The sequence below is a fragment of the Microcystis sp. LE19-84.1B genome (genome assembly GCF_027531875.1).
Classification (GTDB): Bacteria; Cyanobacteriota; Cyanobacteriia; order Cyanobacteriales; family Microcystaceae; genus Microcystis; species Microcystis panniformis.
Map to the genome: position 1 here is coordinate 16,871 of NZ_JAPZSR010000441.1, position 14,321 is coordinate 31,191.

At 41.3% G+C, this 14,321-nt stretch carries 8 protein-coding genes and 1 pseudogene; 6 read left to right on the plus strand and 3 right to left on the minus strand.

Annotation, left to right across the window (positions count from 1 at the left end; translation table 11 throughout):
* Positions 1–80: 80 nt before the first annotated feature.
* From O9324_RS24855 to purN, 3 genes are read left to right on the plus strand one after another with little or no spacing between them, the layout of a single operon-like run.
* Positions 81–632, plus strand: a complete 552-nt coding sequence (locus O9324_RS24855) for a DUF6036 family nucleotidyltransferase (RefSeq protein ID WP_288141597.1) — start codon at positions 81–83, stop codon at positions 630–632.
* Positions 629–913 (plus strand): hypothetical protein, encoded by a 285-nt coding sequence (locus O9324_RS24860; protein WP_002769454.1) that lies wholly within the window; start codon positions 629–631, stop codon positions 911–913. The genes O9324_RS24855 and O9324_RS24860 overlap by 4 nt, the downstream gene beginning before the upstream one ends.
* Positions 910–1,548, plus strand: a complete 639-nt coding sequence (gene purN / locus O9324_RS24865; protein ID WP_288141598.1) for a phosphoribosylglycinamide formyltransferase — start codon at positions 910–912, stop codon at positions 1,546–1,548. Before O9324_RS24860 ends, purN begins: the two co-directional genes overlap by 4 nt.
* A gap of 51 nt (positions 1,549–1,599) precedes the next feature.
* On the opposite strand, the gene O9324_RS24870 is transcribed toward purN, so the two are convergent.
* Positions 1,600–2,184: a Uma2 family endonuclease gene (locus O9324_RS24870; RefSeq protein ID WP_288141599.1), complete on the minus strand. Its 585-nt coding sequence runs from the start codon at positions 2,182–2,184 to the stop codon at positions 1,600–1,602.
* Between the two features lie 46 nt (positions 2,185–2,230).
* Positions 2,231–2,818, minus strand: a complete 588-nt coding sequence (locus tag O9324_RS24875) for a Uma2 family endonuclease (RefSeq protein WP_288141600.1) — start codon at positions 2,816–2,818, stop codon at positions 2,231–2,233.
* Between the two features lie 339 nt (positions 2,819–3,157).
* On the opposite strand from O9324_RS24875, the gene O9324_RS24880 reads away from it, so the two are divergent.
* The 3 genes from O9324_RS24880 (at position 3,158) to O9324_RS24890 (ending at position 13,570) form a co-directional block, all read left to right on the plus strand.
* The gene (locus O9324_RS24880) at positions 3,158–5,878 is read left to right on the plus strand and encodes a valine--tRNA ligase (protein ID WP_288141601.1); all 2,721 of its coding nucleotides are present in this window, start codon (positions 3,158–3,160) and stop codon (positions 5,876–5,878) included.
* Between the two features lie 523 nt (positions 5,879–6,401).
* Positions 6,402–12,461: a Calx-beta domain-containing protein gene (locus O9324_RS24885; protein WP_288141602.1), complete on the plus strand. Its 6,060-nt coding sequence runs from the start codon at positions 6,402–6,404 to the stop codon at positions 12,459–12,461.
* Positions 12,383–13,570 carry an RNA-guided endonuclease InsQ/TnpB family protein gene (locus tag O9324_RS24890; protein ID WP_288141603.1) on the plus strand — a complete coding sequence of 396 codons (1,188 nt, stop codon included), beginning with the start codon at positions 12,383–12,385 and terminating at the stop codon, positions 13,568–13,570. The genes O9324_RS24885 and O9324_RS24890 overlap by 79 nt, the downstream gene beginning before the upstream one ends.
* Before the next feature lie 38 nt (positions 13,571–13,608).
* On the opposite strand, the pseudogene O9324_RS24895 reads toward O9324_RS24890, so the two are convergent.
* A pseudogene (locus tag O9324_RS24895) lies at positions 13,609–13,803 on the minus strand (hypothetical protein); the annotation flags it as partial.
* Positions 13,804–14,321 lie beyond the last annotated feature (518 nt).

Sequence of the window (14,321 nt, forward strand, 5' to 3'; positions counted from 1 at the left end):
TTCGATTCAGTTGTACAATTTACCTTTGAGTAGGCACTAAACTAAACCCGTAACTTGAGGCAGATAATCACGGCAAAAAAATGCGTGCAAACGTTGACGCTCAGAAGTTAGAACGCCTAATGCAAATCTTAGGTAAAGAAGCTCAGGGTTCAGGCACTATCTACTTTACAGGTGGAGCGAGTGCCTTACTGGTGGGATGGCGGAATTCCACAGTCGATGTGGATATCCGTCTAGATCCAGAACCACTGGGCATTTTTCAAGCGATCGCCAAGCTGAAAAAAGAATTGAACATCAACATTGAACTGGCATCTCCGCAGGATTTTCTGCCCCCTATTCCGGGATGGCGCGATCGAAGCGTATTCATTGGCAAACGAGGTCAAATCTCTTTCTATCACTATGATTTTACAGCCCAAGCTCTTTCTAAACTATCGAGAGGGTTTGACCGTGACTTGAAAGATATTGAGGCTATGTACGAACACAAATTATTCTCTTTGAATGAGCTAGGGGAATGCTTTGAAGCGATTGCACCGGAACTAATCCGATTCCCCTCCCTTAACCCTGATGTGCTGAGAAGCAGAGTCGAGAACTTTATTGAACGTTTTCAATGTCCATCAGAGGAGAAGCAATCATGAATCTCAATGAGTTGCCAGGGGCCGAGATCATCTTACCCGGACTGAGGGATCTTCACAATGGGGAGTCCAATACCATTGGGGCGTTGCTAGTTGCGATCGCATCGACGCGCCTAACGGAAGTCGGTTTCGATATCCCTAAAAATCACCTAGCTTCAGAGCCTGAGCTAACCTTGTATGCCTATCTCCAAGAGGAACGGGATGATGCTTATTCTTACTATAATGCTTTGCTGAATCGCCTCAATAGCTTTTGCAATGCACTCGAACTCGCTTATAAAATATGATGACAATTTCCCCAAGTTTAATTTCTCCCGATCTTAGTTTGGCCGATATTCCCCTAGAGGAAACCCTCTCTTTAGGAGTGATGGCTTCTGGTAGTGGTTCCAATTTTGCTGTTTTAGCGGCAGCTATCGCTAAAAAACAACTTAATGCCCGGATCCCTGTCCTCATCTACAATAATCCCGATGCCAAGGTAAAAGAAAAAGCCGATCACTACAATATCCCCTCGGTTTTCCTCGATCATCGTCAATTTAAACCCAGAGAAGAACTCGATCGGGCAATAGTAGAAACTTTCCAAGAATACGGCGTAAAATGGGTAATTATGGCGGGCTGGATGCGAATTGTCACCCCGGTTTTACTAGATGCTTTTCCCGATCGCGTGATCAATATCCATCCTAGTTTACTACCCAGTTTTAAAGGTGTGCGCGCCGTAGAACAAGCTTTAGCGGCAGGGGTAAAAGTGACCGGATGTACTGTGCATATCGCTCGCGCGGAGGTAGATAGTGGACCAATTTTAATGCAAGCAGTGGTTCCCATTCTCCCCGATGATACCGCGGCCAGTCTCCACGAACGCATTCAAGTGCAAGAACATCGCATTTTCCCAGTAGCGATCGCTTTAGCATCGAAATTGGGTCTGTAGAGATAGATTTCTGGACTTTCTTGGCGAGAATACTGGCAAAAAAACGAAAATTCAAGGCAAATCGTTAAATATCACTCCTTCGTAAATTTCCTGAAAACTGAGAGCAAAATTGACAGAAGTTAAAGATAAACTGGCATTTTCGCCCTCGTATTCCGTTAATAACCATTTATTTTCTTCAGTTTTGTTATACTGCATGATATATGGACGACTTTGACTAATCAGAATATATTCTTGCAATTCCGGCAGCGAACGATAATAGAGAAATTTATCGCCCTGGTCATAGTTTTGAGTCGATTTTGAGAGGACTTCTACTATTAATCTGGGATTGGTAATAGTTGTCTTGCCAGTTTCATAATAAATCGGTTCCCCCTCAATTAGCATGACATCGGGATAGGTTGCCTGACGATATTGCGCTATCCATACTTTAACGTCACCGATAAATATTTTATAGTGAGACTGGGGTAACTTTAGGCGTAAATAAAAGTAAAAATTACCTGCAATTTTATTATGATCGGTAGTGCCTCCTGTCATCGGTACGATTTCCCCATCTTGATACTCATGTTTATAGGTTGCCGTTTCCTCTAGTTGTAAATATTCGGCAAAGCTATAGGTACTTTTATCTGTGGCTATGGTCATAATTGATTGATTCTTTGGTTAACTTAAGCTGGTTTAAACAACTGGTTTAATCATTGATTATATTAAAAGTAACTCCTTCGTAAATTTCCTGAAAACTGAGAGCAAAATTGACAGAAGTTAAAGATAAACTGGCATTTTCGCCCTCGTATTCCGTTAATAACCATTTATTTTCCTCAGTTTTGTTATACTGCATGATATATGGACGACTTTGACTAATCATAATATATTCTTGCAATTCTGGCAGCGAACGATAATAAAGAAATTTATCACCCTGGTCATAATTTTGAGTTGATTTTGAGAGGACTTCTACTATTAATCTGGGATTGGTAATAGTTGTCTTGCCAGTTTCATAATAAATCGGTTCCCCCTCAATTAGCATCACATCGGGATAGGTTACTTGACGATATTGCGCTATCCATAATTTAACGTCACCGATAAAAATATCATATTTCTGTCCTTTGAGGGCAAATTTTAAATAAGCGGCAAAATTGAGAGCAATTTTATTATGATCGGTAGTGCCTCCTGTCATCGGTACGATTTCCCCATCTTGATACTCATGTTTATAGGCTGCCGTTTCCTCTAGTTGTAAATATTCGGCAAAGCTATAGGTACTTTTATCTGTGGCTATGGTCATAATTTAAGTAGCTGGTTATAATTAAATTAAAAATGGATTTTAGGTTCGATCCCCCCTGCCCCCCTTGATAAGGGGGGTGCCGATAGGCGGGGGGATCCCCCTTAATAAGGGGGGTGCCGATCTCCCCCTTATTAAGTAGGGTTGATTCATGAATCAACCCTAGGGTTGGGGGGGGGTTGCCTCTTGCCTAATCTCAACAAGCAATTTAAATACTTAACAGCTTAACAGCTATCTTAATAAGACTTTTGAAAATTTTTACCCAGCAACTAAACCAGAATTTGATCTCTCCCAAATGTGGGACAATTGACAAAGAACTAAGAATTGTAGAATCCCCCCATCATGACCTCGGAACTATCGAAGCAATACGATCCCAAGATCACAGAAACGAAATGGCAGCAATATTGGGAAAATCAAGAAATATTTACAGCAAACCCCGAAAAAGGCGGCGAAACCTACTGTATAGTCATCCCCCCTCCCAATGTTACCGGTAGTCTCCACATGGGTCACGCTTTCGAGAGTTCCCTAATTGATACACTTGTTCGCTACAAACGCATGACCGGCAAAAATACCCTCTGGCTGCCCGGTACGGATCACGCTAGTATTGCAGTACAAGCTATACTTGATCGCCAATTAAAAGCCGAAAAAACCGACCGTTATCAACTAGGAAGGGAAAAATTCCTCGAACGCGCTTGGCAATGGAAAGAGGAGTCCGGTAGTACCATTGTTAATCAACTGCGACGCTTGGGGGTATCCGTCGATTGGACGCGGGAACGTTTCACCATGGATGAGGGACTCTCCCATGCTGTCCGTACTGCTTTTATCAAACTCTATGAGGACGGATTAATCTATCGCGGTCAATACTTAGTTAACTGGTGTCCCGAATCCCGGTCGGCCGTTTCCGATTTAGAGGTGGAAAACAAGGATATTGAGGGAAATCTCTGGTATTTTCGCTATCCTCTCAGCGATGGTAGCGGTTATCTTCAAGTAGCCACCACAAGGCCCGAAACCATGCTCGGTGATACTGGTGTCGCTGTCAACCCGCAAGACCCCCGTTATCGCCATTTAATCGGCAAAACCGTCACTTTACCGATAATGGGGCGAGAAATCCCCATTATTGCCGATGAATTAGTGGATACCCAATTTGGAACCGGTTGCGTCAAAGTTACGCCGGCCCACGATCCCAAGGATTTTGAGATGGGTAAACGCCATAATTTAGCCTTTATTAATATCATGAATTTAGACGGCAGTTTAAACGAAAATGCCGGAATATTCGCAGGTCAAGATCGTTTTGTTGCCCGCAAAAATGTCGTTAAAAAACTCGATGAAGACGGCTTTTTAGTTAAGATTGAAGCCTATCGTCATAGTGTCCCCTATAGCGATCGAGGTAAAGTTCCCGTGGAACCCCTTTTATCTACCCAATGGTTCGTTAAAATTGAACCTTTAGCCACAAAAGCTTTAACCTGTTTAGATCAGGAAAACTCGCCCCGTTTTGTGCCAGAAAGATGGACAAAAGTTTATCGCGATTGGTTAGTTAAACTAAAAGATTGGTGTATTTCTCGACAACTGTGGTGGGGTCATCAAATTCCCGCTTGGTATATTATCAGTGAAACTAACAACGAAATTACTAATCATACTCCCTTCGTCGTTGCTCGGGATGAAACCTCCGCTTTAGCCAAGGCCAAACAAGAGTATGGAGAGGATATAATTATTCAACAAGACCCCGATGTTTTAGATACTTGGTTTTCCTCGGGATTGTGGCCATTTTCGACTATGGGATGGCCAGAAAAAACCCTTGATCTAGACACCTATTATCCCACCACAACCCTCGTCACTGGTTTTGATATTATCTTTTTCTGGGTGGCCAGAATGACGATGATGGCGGGGTATTTTACGGGACAAATGCCTTTTAAAGATGTCTATATTCACGGTTTGGTTAGGGATGAAAACGGCAAAAAGATGTCTAAATCTGCCAATAACGGCATCGATCCCCTAATTTTAATTGATAAATATGGAACCGATGCTTTACGATATACCTTAATTCGAGAAGTGGCAGGAGCAGGACAGGATATCAGTCTGCAATACAACCGTAAAACCGATGAATCGGAATCCGTAGAAGCAGCCCGAAATTTTGCCAATAAAATTTGGAATGCTTCCCGTTTTGTGATGATGAATCTGGAGGGAAAAACCCCAGAAGAATTGGGAGAACCAGCTTTAGAAAATTTAGAATTAGCCGATCGCTGGATTTTATCTCGTTATCATCAAACAGTACAAAAAACTAGAGATTATCTAGAAAATTATGGCATGGGGGAAGCGGCAAAAGGTCTATACGAATTTATCTGGCGCGATTTCTGTGATTGGTATATCGAGTTAGTGAAAACTCGTTTATGGAAGGATAAAGAATCGGTTTCCTGCGCTACAGCCCGGCAAACTTTGGCTTTTATCTTGGCAGGGACATTAAAATTATTACATCCCTTTATGCCCCATATTACCGAGGAAATTTGGCATAATTTAACCCAAGAAAATCAGCAGGTTTTGGCTTTAGAAACCTATCCAATAGCTGATAGTTCTCTGATCGATCTAGATTTAGAAAATACTTTTGAGTTATTAATTGAAAGTATTCGGGTGTTGCGTAATTTGCGGGCCGAAGCGGGGATTAAACCGGGGGCAACGATCACGGCAATTTTACAGACAGAAAACAGTCAAGAATTAGCTATTCTGCAACGCGGACAAGTGTACTTAAAAGACTTGGCCAAGATCGAAAACTTAATTTTGACGGCAAAATTAACCGAGGAAGTCAATCAAGCGATCGCTGGTGTTGTCGCTACGGTAGAAATCCTCATCCCCCTGTCCGGATTGGTTGATATATCGGTATTGGCCGGGAAATTAGCGAAAAATTTAGCTAAAGTGGAAGGGGAAATCAAGAGTTTGAGCGATCGCTTGAATAAACCTAGCTTTGTCGAAAAAGCTCCAGAAGCTTTAATCCAAAAAACGAAGCAAGCTTTAGCAGAGTCCGAAAAACAAGCCCAAATCCTCCAAGAACGCTTAAAACGTCTGCGATAGTGTTTTTGTACTAAATAAGTCCAGTGGGCTAGAGCAAAGCTACTGCGATCGAGATTATCGAAAATTTGGGTTTAAAACCCCGTCGTAGAACGACGACTTTTCTTGATCCCTGATATAAGTAGGGAGGCACAATTATTTGTAGGATGGGTTAGCGGTAGCGTAACATAATCGGGCGTTGGGTTTCATGCTTCAACCCAACCTACGTTCATCTGTCTCCTGTCTCGACTAGGAAATTAATTTTGCACGACTACTGAAATAAACAACATTTTGGTTGTTTATTTCTTTTTGTTGCGATTGAGTATTTATACTGAACTTTTGTCCCTAGGATTTCTATAATAGTGTTAGGACAGCTAAAAAGTTAATTTGCGATTCGTTGACTGGGTATATGTAGTCAAGCTCGACATTTTTATAACAGTTCTAGTCACAATTATCTGGTAAAAGTGTGGGTGATTTTTGTAGGTTAGTTTCCGACTAATCTCCGCTCGGTTTTGCTTGGAATCACAGCTAAGAGAAGGGGTAGATTATGAGTAACGATTATTCTCTCTTATTCGATGGAACCGATGACTATATCAGTATTCCCCATGATTCTAATGCAGTCACAATCACTATTATTGATGATGATATACCAAAACCCGGAACTTTAGCCTTTAGTGATGCTCAATTTAGTGTTAATGAAGACGGAACACCCGTTAATGTTGTCACCATTAATCGTACAGGTGGAAGTGATGGACAAGTTGGCGCGACGATAGCTTTAAGTGATGGAACAGCTAAACGTCCTAATGATTATCCTAATAATTCTATCCCTGTCATCTTTAATAATGGGGAAACCTCTAAAACTATTACTATTACTATTCCTATTGTAGATGATATTCAATTTGAAGGAAGTGAAACCCTCGATTTAACCCTAACAAATGCTACAGGCGGCGCAACCATTGGCGCACAAGACAAAGCAACTTTAACGATAGTTGATAACGAAGTTAATCAAGTAATCATCCTTGATGAAGGACAAACAAAACTGATTAATAATGCTGTTCTTAAAGCTGTTGAAACTAATAAGTTACCCACAGAGATTATCTATACCTTAACTGATTTACCTGATAACGGTCAGTTAATTCTCAATAATCCCACTGGTAAAGCATTATCATTTGATGGAGGTAGTGATTATGTAAACTTACCAGCTAGTGCTATAGGAGGTGCAATTACAGTTGAAGCTTGGGTTTATGCTAAAGATTCTCATCGCTATTGGCAGAGAATTATTGATTTGGGAAATGGGAGAATAAATAATAATATTGTACTTGGTTGGTATGGCAGTTCTGGTCAAATGTTTATGGAAAATTACCAAGGTAGTAGCACAATAAAAATTATTACCAATGAAATATTTCCTGAAAATCAATGGACTCATGTTGCCGCAGTTACTAATAGCAATGGCAATGCCTATATCTACTGGAATGGTCAAATAAAGGCTTCTGGTAATATTTACCCTGTAGTCAATACTATTCGCTATAATCAGTATATTGGTAAAAGTAATTGGGTTCCTCCTGATGCAGATTTTTATGGAGTTTTTGATGAAGTTAGAATCTGGAATAAAGCCAGAACTCAAGCTGAAATTCAAGCTGACATGAATCGTCAATTAACAGGTAATGAAACTGGGTTGGTCGGTTATTGGAACTTTAATGAAGGTTCAGGAAATACGGTTACAGACTTAACTAATAATCATAATAATGGCACAATTTATGGTGCAACTTGGACAACAGGAATTGTACCCACCAGTACAACTTTAAAACTGGGTGATACTTTCAGCCAAGCTGATATAGATAATGGTCTTTTAACCTATCAGCATAACGGAAGTGAAACCACATCTGATAACTTTAAATTTACCCTTGCCGATGTCAAAAATGAATTTCAGGTTAATACCTATACAACTAATAATCAAGGATTTAATGATAACTACCATCAATCATCAACAACAGCTTTAAAAGATGGTGGCTTTGTAATCGTTTGGTCATCTCAAGGACAAGATGGCAGTGATTGGGGAATCTATGGGCAACGTTACGACATTAATAGTAATAAAATAGGCAGTGAATTTCAAATTAATACCTACACTCAAAATGCTCAATATAACCCCTCAATTACAGCTTTAAATAGTGGCGGTTTTGTTGTGGTTTGGGCATCTAAATTACAAGATGGAAGTGGTAATCCTATTTATGGACAACGCTATGATACTAATGGCAATAAAGTAGGCAGTGAATTTCAAATTAGTACCTATACTCAAGATACCCAATGGTGGGAACCTTATCCTTCAGTAACAACTCTTAATGATGGTGGTTTCTTTGTCACTTGGGCATCTGAATCAGGAGATGTTGATGGTAATATTTATGGACAACGCTATGGTGCTAATGGCAATAAAGTAGGTACTAATTTCCCAATTAATACTTATACTTCTGGAATCCAAATACAAGCGGCCGCAATAACCCTAAATAATGGTGATTTAATCGTTGCTTGGCAATCCTATCCTCAAAATAATGGTCATTGGGGTCTTTATGGACAGCGTTATGACAACAATGGTAATAAGCTAGGCAATCAGTTTCAAATTCATTCTAGTCCTTATTATGATTGTTCTGGCCCGAAAATAGCTGTATTAACTGATGGTGGATTTGTTGTTACTTACGAATCTGGAGACTGGAATGGAAATGGTATTGATGGTAGTGGTTATGGTGTTCATGGACAAAAATTTGACTCCACCGGTAATAAAATAGGCAGTGAATTTCTAATTAATACTTATACTACTGGAAATCAATTTTATCAATCTGTAACTGCTTTAGGTAATGGTGGATTTGTTGTTGTTTGGCAATCCCAAAATCAAGATGGTAGTGGTTATGGTATTTATGGACAGCAATTTGACGCTAATTGTAATAAGATTGGTAATGAATTTGCCATAAATCAATACACTGCTAATAATCAATGGGTTCCTGCCATAACAACCTTAGCAGATGGAAGTTCTGTTATCATTACTTGGACATCAGAAAATCAAGATGGAAGTGGATACGGTATCTATGCACGAAAATTTAATACCAGCGACCCACCTATTTCTACTTTTAACATTACTATTAATAATGTTAATGAAGCCCCGACAAATATCCAACTCAGCAAGAATAACATTGATGAAAATAGCCCTAACGGAACAGTTATCGGCACATTAACTACCACTGATCCCGATGCCAATAATACCTTTAGTTACAGTTTAGTTGATAATGCAGGTGGTCGCTTTGCAATTAACAGTAATCAATTAATTGTCGCTGATGGAACTAAATTAGATTACGAAACTAATCAAAAGCATACTATCACTATTCGGACGCAAGATCAAGGCGGATTAACCTACGATAAATCTTTTGATATTAACCTAATTGATGTGGCTGATTCTGGTGTAATTGCTTTCAGTCAAGCTAATTATTCTGTCAAAGAAGACGGAACACCTATCAACGAAATTACTTTAACTCGTAGCATTAATACTCAGGGACAAGTTAGTGTTACTGTTACTCCTAGTAACGGGACAGCAACAGCATCCAATGACTACAATAATGCACTGATTACGGTCACATTTGCTGATGGCGAAACCAGCAAGAAAATTGCTATTCCCATTGTCAAAGATACTGGTTATGAAGGCAACGAAACCGTAAATTTAACCCTCAGTAATCCCACCAATGGCGCAACATTAGGAACACAAAAAACAGCCACTTTAACTATTGTTGACACACCTATTACTTATTACCTAACGACTGCAACAACTTGGACTGATGCACAAGCACAAGCGCAAGCAGTGGGAGGTAATTTAGTTACCATTAATGATGCGGCAGAAAATCAATTTTTAGTCAATTCTTTCGGCAGCAATGAATCATTCTGGATAGGATTTACCGATGCAGCACAAGAGGGTAATTGGCAATGGATTAATGGTGAACCCGTTACTTATGTTAATTGGTATGTTACAGAACCCAATAATAATGGGAATGAAGATTATGGGATTATTAACGATCCTTACGATCCTCATCCTAGCGAAAAATGGTATGATTTACCGAATACTCCTCCGTCTCATTTTCCTCCTCAATTAAAAGGAATTGTTGAAGTTCTCAATGGAACATCTACTATTTCTGTTAGCGATACAACCATTAATGAATCTCAAAATCAAGCAACTGTAACAGTCAAATTAACAGGAATTAGCCATCAAGCTTTTACTGTTGATTACAGTACCAATAACGGAACAGCCAAAGCAGGACAAGACTATACTTCTGTTAGTGGAACATTAACCTTTAATGCAGGAGAAAGTCAAAAAACTATCACTATTCCCATTAATAATGATACCAATTATGAAGGGAATGAAACCTTTACCCTTAATCTATCTAATCCTATAGGTGGCGCAGTTTTAGGAACAAGTACAGCCACAATCACTATTATTGATAATGACGTTTCCAGCAACCCCACCGAAGGAGATGACACCCTTTACGGAACACCAGGAAATGATACCATTGACGGATTGGGCGGAAATGACCAGATTTTTGGACTAGCAGCAAACGATAATCTCTTGGGTGGAATCGGGAATGATACCCTTAACCCCGGTTTGGGAATCGACACCGTAAATGGTAACGATGGAAGTGACTTACTACTCCTCGATTACTCTACCCTAACCAGCAATATTACCTCTACCAATACGGGTACAAGTGGCACAATCACCACTACTAATAACAGCGTCACCTACACCAACATCGAAGCAATGAATCTTCAGGGTGGCAGTGGCAACGATACTATCTACGGAACCTCTGGCAACGATACCATCTTTGGCAACGGTGGTGCAGATTACCTCATTGGTGGTGATGGCGATGATAGTCTCGATGGCGGCGCGGGTAATGATACCCTCTATGGTGGGGCAGGAGATGATACCCTCAATGGTGGTGTGGGAGATGATACCTTTAACCTGAGTGGTACAGGTACAGTTATTGGTGGCGATGGGGATGATATCTTTATCTTCTATGGCCCCTATACTGGTATCATTGACGGCGGTGGCGGTAACGATCGCATTGACATAGCACCGGGTTATTCTGGAAATATCGTTTTCCCCGCAACTATCACCGGCATAGAAAGCGTAATTGTACCCGGAAGTGGTGGCGACGATTACCTCATCGGTGACGATGGCAATGATTCCCTCAATGGACAAGATGGTAACGACACCCTCGAAGGACGCGGCGGTAATGATAACCTTTTAGGTGGTACAGGCAACGATGTCATCTACACTGGTTTAGGAATAGATACGGTAGATGGGGGGGAAGGCATCGACCACCTGATCGTAGGCTATTCTAGCCTAACAACTCCAGTCTCCTCAACCTACAGCAATGGTTCAGGGAGTATCAACACCACTGATAACCAAGTAACCTACGATCGCATTGATAGATTAACCTTAATCACCGGCAGTAATCAAGATTTTTTGGCAGGAACAACCGGCAGTGATAGCCTCGATGGACAAGCAGGTAATGACACTCTTTTAGGAGTTGATAGCCATAGCCTCACCCCGGGTCTTAATGAAATTGATACAATGACGGGAGGAACAGGCAGCGATCGCTTTATCCTCGGTGATGAAAGTTGGTGGAGCTACGATGATCGCAATCATAGCAGTAATGGTGCCACAGACTACGCCCTAATTCAAGACTTTAGCTCGATCGAAGATGACATCGTACAACTGCACGGCGACAAGAGTTATTATCGTCTAGAAACCGTCAATAACGATACCCATCTCTACCTAGACCAGCCGGTGGGTGAACCAGATGAACTTATCGCTATTTTCGCCAATCTTACTGGTTTAGAACTGAACTCGGAGGCTTTTGTCTTCATTGCTGCCGCTATAGAATTGCCGCAAGTCAGTCTAGCGGTTAATCCCAGTAATGTCAATGAAAACGGTTCACCGAACCTTATCTATACCTTCACTCGCACTGGAGACAAAACTAATTCTTTAACCGTTAACTTCAACGTCAGTGGAACGGCTACTTTCAGCAATGACTACACCCGTAGTGGGGGTAATAGTTTCAGTGCAACAGCAGGTTCGATTACATTTCTAGCCGGCTCATCCACCGCTACCCTGACCCTCAATCCCACCGCTGATAATATCGTTGAACCCCATGAAACCATTGGCATTACCCTCACCAGTGGCACCAGTTACACGATTGGCACAACCGCAGCCGTGATAGGCACAATTACCAATGATGACGCAGATACCAACAACAACGAACTCATCGGCGGCAGTGGCAATGATAGCCTCGGCGGACTAGCAGGTAACGACACAATTATCGGTAATGCTGGCAATGATACCCTCAATGGCGGTGCGGGTGTTGATAGCCTAATTGGAAATACAGGCAACGATACCTATATCATCGAAAATTTGGGTCTGAAACCCCGTCGTTCTACGACGGCTTTACTGTTAAATATTAACACATTTACGAAATATATGCTAGAGTGCGAGATATGGAAAAAGCCTACTCGTTTCGATTTTACCCCACACCCGAACAAGAGTCGCTATTGCGGCGCACTTTGGGCTGTGTAAGATTAGTTTACAATAAAGCTCTCCATGCCAGAACACAAGCTTGGTACGAAAGACAAGAAAGAGTAGGCTACGCTCAAACTTCTTCAATGCTAACCGATTGGAAAAAGCAAGAAGAATTAGACTTTCTCAATGAAGTAAGCTGTGTACCTTTACAACAAGGGTTAAGACACCTACAAACGGCTTTTACCAATTTCTTTGCTGGTCGTACTAAGTATCCTAACTTTAAGAAAAAACATCAGGGAGGAAGTGCCGAATTTACTAAGTCTGCTTTTAAATTTAAAGACAGACAAATCTATTTAGCTAAATGCGCAGAACCTTTACCTATTCGATGGTCAAGACAAATACCAGAAAGCTGTGAACCAAGCACAGTAACAGTCAGATTACATCCCTCAGGACGCTGGCATATCTCAATTAGATTTGATGACCCAACGATTAAGCCTCTACCAGTAACAGATAAAGCCATTGGAATTGACTTAGGAATTAGTAGCCTAGTAATTACCAGCGACGGCGATAAAGTATCTAATCCCAAGCATTTTAAGAAACATTATCGGAGACTGCGAAAGGCACAAAAAAATCTTTCTAGAAAACAGAAAGGGTCAAAAAATCGGGAAAAAGCGAGAATCAAAGTAGCAAGGATTCACGCTCAAATCACCGATAGCAGAAAAGACCATTTACATAAGCTAACCACTCAATTAGTTCGGGAAAACCAAACGATTGTGGTTGAGAATTTAGCCGTCAAGAATATGGTCAAAAACCCGAAATTATCTCAGGCAATATCTGACGTTAGCTGGGGAGAAATCACTCGACAATTAGCCTACAAATGCCGTTGGTATGGCAGAAATTACATCGAAATAGATAGATGGTTTCCTAGTTCTAAAAGGTGTAGTAATTGCGGGTATATTGCTGAAAAAATGCCGTTAAATATTCGAGAGTGGGATTGTCCAGACTGTGGGACTCACCATGACCGAGATATTAACGCGAGTAAAAATATTTTGGCCGCAGGGCTTGCGGTGTCAGTCTGTAGAGCGACCATAAGACCAGAACAGAGTAAATCTGTTCAGGCAGGTGCGGAACCCCGCAAGGGAAAGAAGCAGAAACCTAAATCGTGAGGTTTGGGAATCGCCGTCCGTTTTACGGCGGCGAGGATGTCAACGGGAATAATCCATTGGGTCGGTTGCGTCAGTTTTTTCAGTCTAGCGGCTTCTGCCATTTCTAACATCTTTTCCAAAGAAGTTTCGGCAATAAATTTGGCTGCTTCGGCGGCATGGGCTTGATTGGGGCATCGATCGCCTAAAATACAACCATTTAGGCAATCTACAGCACAATTTACCTGTTTTTCCATAAATCTCTTTTTCTGACTAGATTTGGCCTTTATATTTTAACCCAACTTTTTTTCAGTACCCAAGCAAAATTAATTACCATCGAAAATGAGGTAATTGACCACCTGAAAATCGGTAAAATCCCACACCCCCCCGATGTCGGGGGGGCAGGGGGGGTGGGGGTTGGGGGGGCTACACCCTACCCCTAGGAAAAACTTTTTGCCGCAAACCCTAGGTAAGTAATTATGCCAGTTAAGAAAGCGGCACGCTTAACCTTTCCCTAACCCATAAATTGTTATATATTTCAATTGTGTGAGGAGTGAGAAGAAAGCAAAGTCCTTGGGGTCGAAACACGGCAAGACTCCCAAGGGCTTTTCCATGTCTAGGGAACAATTGTCAGTCTTGACATCCTCGCCGCCCTAAAAGTGCGGCGATTCCTAAACCTCACGATTTAAGTTTCTGCTTCCACCACCGTCGCATACCACAGTTAAAAAACCATGTACTGTCTTACACAGAGTCCACAGACTTTCGCCCCATTTCA

Excerpts from the sequence above, each read along its gene's own strand:
- O9324_RS24885 (WP_288141602.1), top strand. The coding sequence starts at position 6,402 with ATGAGTAACGATTATTCTCTCTTATTCGATGGAACCGATGACTATATC.
- O9324_RS24870 (WP_288141599.1), bottom strand. The coding sequence starts at position 2,184 with ATGACCATAGCCACAGATAAAAGTACCTATAGCTTTGCCGAATATTTA.
- O9324_RS24855 (WP_288141597.1), top strand. The coding sequence starts at position 81 with ATGCGTGCAAACGTTGACGCTCAGAAGTTAGAACGCCTAATGCAAATC.
- O9324_RS24860 (WP_002769454.1), top strand. The coding sequence starts at position 629 with ATGAATCTCAATGAGTTGCCAGGGGCCGAGATCATCTTACCCGGACTG.
- O9324_RS24880 (WP_288141601.1), top strand. The coding sequence starts at position 3,158 with ATGACCTCGGAACTATCGAAGCAATACGATCCCAAGATCACAGAAACG.
- O9324_RS24875 (WP_288141600.1), bottom strand. The coding sequence starts at position 2,818 with ATGACCATAGCCACAGATAAAAGTACCTATAGCTTTGCCGAATATTTA.
- purN (WP_288141598.1), top strand. The coding sequence starts at position 910 with ATGATGACAATTTCCCCAAGTTTAATTTCTCCCGATCTTAGTTTGGCC.
- O9324_RS24890 (WP_288141603.1), top strand. The coding sequence starts at position 12,383 with ATGGAAAAAGCCTACTCGTTTCGATTTTACCCCACACCCGAACAAGAG.